Here is a 3,398-nt window from a genome sequence, read left to right as displayed (position 1 = left end):
TGTCGCACCGCTCGCCGGGTTCGATCGGCCAGCGTCAGACCCCGGGTCGCGTGTTTCCGGGCAAGAAGATGGCGGGCCACATGGGTCATGTCACCCAGACCACGCAGAATCTGCAGGTCGTGAAGGTTGACGCCGAGCGTGGCCTGATCGCCGTGCGTGGCGCGGTCCCGGGTGCGCCGGGTGGCGACGTGATCGTGCGCCCGACGAGCAAGGGAGTCTGATTCATGGAACTCAATATCAATGGCAGCGCCAGCAAGCTGGCAGTGTCTGAGGCGGTGTTTGATCGCGCTTTCAGCGAAGACCTGATTCATCAGGTGGTTGTGGCCTACCGCAATGCCGGTCGTGCCGGTACCAAGGCGCAGAAGACCCGTTCGGAAGTCAATGGCACCACCAAGAAGTCGAAGAAGCAGAAGGGTGGCGGTGCGCGTCACGGTGCCCTGACCGCGCCGATCTTCGTCGGCGGTGGCGTCACCTTCGCGGCCAAGCCCCGCAGCTTCGCGCAGAAGGTCAATCGCAAGATGTATCGCGCGGCGATCGCATCGATCCTGTCTGAGCTGAATCGTCAGGGCCGGATTACCGTGGTTGAGTCGTTCGACGTCGAAGCTCCCAAGACCCGCGGTCTGGTGGCGAAGTTGGCTGAGCTGAAGGCCGGCAAGCGCCCGCTGATCGTCACCGAGGATGCCAACGACAACCTGTACCTGTCGGCTCGCAATCTGCCTTACGTGCAGGTGCGTGACGTGCAGGGCCTGGATCCGGTTGCGCTGGTCGGTGCCGACACCGTGCTGGTGACCGCCGAAGCGGTGAAGAAGATCGAGGAGTGGCTGGCATGAGCGCCGCAAACCTGTATGAAGTGATCCGTGCGCCGCGCGTCTCCGAAAAGACCGCGCGACTGCAGGAAGTCTCCAACCAATACGTCTTCGAAATCGCGAAGACTGCCACCAAGGCCGATGTGAAGGCTGCGGTTGAGCAGATCTTCAGCGTCAAGGTCGAAGCGGTGAACGTGGTGAACGTGAAGGGCAAGTCCAAGACCTTCAAGTTTCGTCAGGGTCGCCGCGGTGACTGGCGCAAGGCGTACGTCACCCTGGCCGAGGGCCAGGCGATTGACGTGATGATGGCCTCGGCCTGAGGAACCCGTCCATGGCATTGATGACATTCAAGCCCACTTCTGCTGGCCGCCGCTCGGCGGTTCGCGTGAAGACCCCGGACCTGCACAAGGGTGCGCCGTACGCGGCGCTGGTCGAAAAGCAGGGCAAGACTGGTGGCCGCAACCACCATGGCCGCATCACCACCCGTCACATCGGTGGTGGTCACAAGCAGCATTACCGCATCATCGACTTCAAGCGTGACAAGGAAGGCATTCCGGCGCGCGTGGAGCGGATCGAATACGATCCGAATCGCACGGCGCATATCGCGCTGCTGTGCTATGTCGATGGCGAGCGTCGCTACATCATCGCCCCGAAGGGGTTGAAGGCCGGTGATCAAGTGATTGCTGGCAGCGATGCGCCGATCAAGGCGGGCAACACCCTCCCGCTGCGCAACATCCCGGTGGGTTCGACCATTCACTGCATCGAAATGAAGCCCGGCAAGGGCGCTCAGATCGCTCGCGCCGCTGGTGCTGGCGTGCAGCTGGTGGCTCGCGAAGGCGTTTACGCCACCCTGCGTTTGCGCTCCGGCGAAATGCGCAAGGTGCCGTCCGAATGCCGTGCCACCATTGGTGAAGTCAGCAATGACGAGCACGGTCTGGAGAAGCTCGGCAAGGCCGGTGCAGCCCGTTGGCGTGGCGTCAAGCCGACCGTCCGTGGTGCCGCCATGAACCCGGTCGATCACCCGCACGGTGGTGGTGAGGCCAAGGCTGGCCAGGGCAACCCGCATCCGGTCACCCCCTGGGGCGTGCCGACCAAGGGTTACAAGACCCGCAAGAACAAGCGCACCCAGCAGTTCATCGTGCGCGATCGCAGGAGCTAATCGGCAATGGCACGTTCTCTCAAGAAAGGCCCGTTCATCGACCACCACCTGCAGAAGAAGGTGGAGGCCGCGGGCAGCAGCAAGAAGCCGATCAAGACCTGGTCGCGCCGATCCACCATCCTGCCGGAAATGATCGGGTTCACCATTGCCGTCCACAACGGCAAGAACCACGTCCCGGTGCTGGTCAACGAAAACATGGTTGGCCACAAGCTTGGCGAATTCGCCGTGACCCGGACGTTCAAGGGTCATGGTGGCGACAAGAAGAGTGGGAAGTAAGGAGATGACCATGGAAGCGAAGGCAATCCTGCGCACCGCGCGCATCTCCCCGCAGAAGGCTCGACTGGTCGCTGATCAGGTTCGCGGCCTGCCCGTGGCCCGCGCTCTCGACCTGCTGAAGTTCTCGGACAAGAAAGCGGCCGGCATGATCTACAAGGTCGTGTACTCGGCGGCTTCCAATGCCGAGAACAACAACGGCGCCGATGCGGACGCACTGAAGGTCAAGACCATCATGGTCGATGAAGGTCCCGCGTTGAAGCGCTTCATGGCGCGAGCAAAGGGCCGTGGCACGCGCATCGTGAAGCGCACCAGCCACATCACCGTGGTCGTGGGCGAGGGCAAGTAATCATGGGTCATAAAGTCAATCCGATCGGCATCCGCCTGGGCATCGCCAAGGACTGGAACTCCAAGTGGTACGCCGGCAAGAAGCAGTTCGCCGATTTCCTGGCGGGCGACCTCAAGGTTCGCGACATGCTGCGCAAGAAGCTGGCGCAGGCGGGCATCAGCAAGATCCTGATCGAGCGGCCGGCCAACAATGCGCGCGTCACGATTCACACCGCCCGTCCGGGCGTGGTGATCGGCAAGCGTGGCGAGGACATCGAGAAGCTGCGCAAGGACGTGTCTGACGTGCTCGGCGTGCCGGCGCACATCAATGTCACCGAAGTCCGCAAGCCGGAGCTCGATGCGCAGCTGGTGGCCGAGTCCATCGCCCAGCAGCTGGAACGTCGCATCATGTTCCGCCGCGCCATGAAGCGTGCGGTAGGCAACGCGATGCGTCTGGGGGCACTGGGCATCAAGGTCAACGTGGCTGGCCGCTTGAACGGTGCGGAAATCGCCCGTTCCGAGTGGTACCGCGAAGGTCGCGTGCCGTTGCATACCCTGCGTGCGGACATCGATTACGGCTTCGCGGAAGCGAAGACCACCTACGGCATCATCGGCATCAAGGTGTGGGTCTACAAGGGCGAAATTTTCGATTTCACCCAGATCGGTCAGGAAAAGCAGGACGATACCCCGGCGCCGCGTGGCGACCGTGAACGTCCGCGCGGTCCGCGCCGTGATCGTGGCGACCGCGCCGACCGTGGCGAAGCGAGGGAATAAACCATGTTGCAACCCAAGCGAACCAAATACCGCAAGGTCCATAAGGGCCGCAATGAAGG

The 3,398-nt window shown here is 62.6% G+C and carries 6 protein-coding genes and 1 pseudogene; all 7 read left to right on the top strand.

What is annotated here, in order from left to right; all coding sequences use genetic code 11:
- Positions 1-221 (top strand): annotated as a pseudogene (rplC, locus tag IT472_RS08445) (50S ribosomal protein L3); the annotation flags it as partial.
- 3 nt (positions 222-224) lie between these two features.
- Complete coding sequence (gene rplD, locus IT472_RS08440) at positions 225-830, top strand: 50S ribosomal protein L4 (protein WP_297180824.1); 606 nt, start codon at positions 225-227, stop codon at positions 828-830.
- Positions 827-1,126, top strand: coding sequence for a 50S ribosomal protein L23 (gene rplW / locus IT472_RS08435; protein WP_297180822.1), 300 nt, complete (start codon positions 827-829; stop codon positions 1,124-1,126). The genes rplD and rplW overlap by 4 nt, the downstream gene beginning before the upstream one ends.
- Before the next feature lie 11 nt (positions 1,127-1,137).
- Entirely contained in the window at positions 1,138-1,965 is an 828-nt protein-coding gene (rplB, locus tag IT472_RS08430) for a 50S ribosomal protein L2 (RefSeq protein WP_297180820.1), read from the top strand.
- Between the two features lie 6 nt (positions 1,966-1,971).
- The gene (gene rpsS, locus IT472_RS08425) at positions 1,972-2,241 is read left to right on the top strand and encodes a 30S ribosomal protein S19 (protein ID WP_297180819.1); all 270 of its coding nucleotides are present in this window, start codon (positions 1,972-1,974) and stop codon (positions 2,239-2,241) included.
- 10 nt (positions 2,242-2,251) lie between these two features.
- The gene (gene rplV, locus IT472_RS08420; RefSeq protein WP_297180817.1) at positions 2,252-2,587 is read left to right on the top strand and encodes a 50S ribosomal protein L22; all 336 of its coding nucleotides are present in this window, start codon (positions 2,252-2,254) and stop codon (positions 2,585-2,587) included.
- A 2-nt stretch (positions 2,588-2,589) separates the two neighbouring features.
- A complete protein-coding gene (gene rpsC, locus IT472_RS08415) occupies positions 2,590-3,339 on the top strand; it encodes a 30S ribosomal protein S3 (RefSeq protein ID WP_297180815.1) in 750 nt (249 codons plus the stop codon).
- The last annotated feature ends 59 nt before the right edge of the window (positions 3,340-3,398 follow it).

The organism is Thermomonas sp. (assembly GCF_020850895.1).
Taxonomy (GTDB): domain Bacteria; phylum Pseudomonadota; class Gammaproteobacteria; order Xanthomonadales; family Xanthomonadaceae; genus Thermomonas.
Note: the sequence above shows the minus strand (reverse complement) of the source record. Positions and strands in the feature narration are given on the sequence as shown.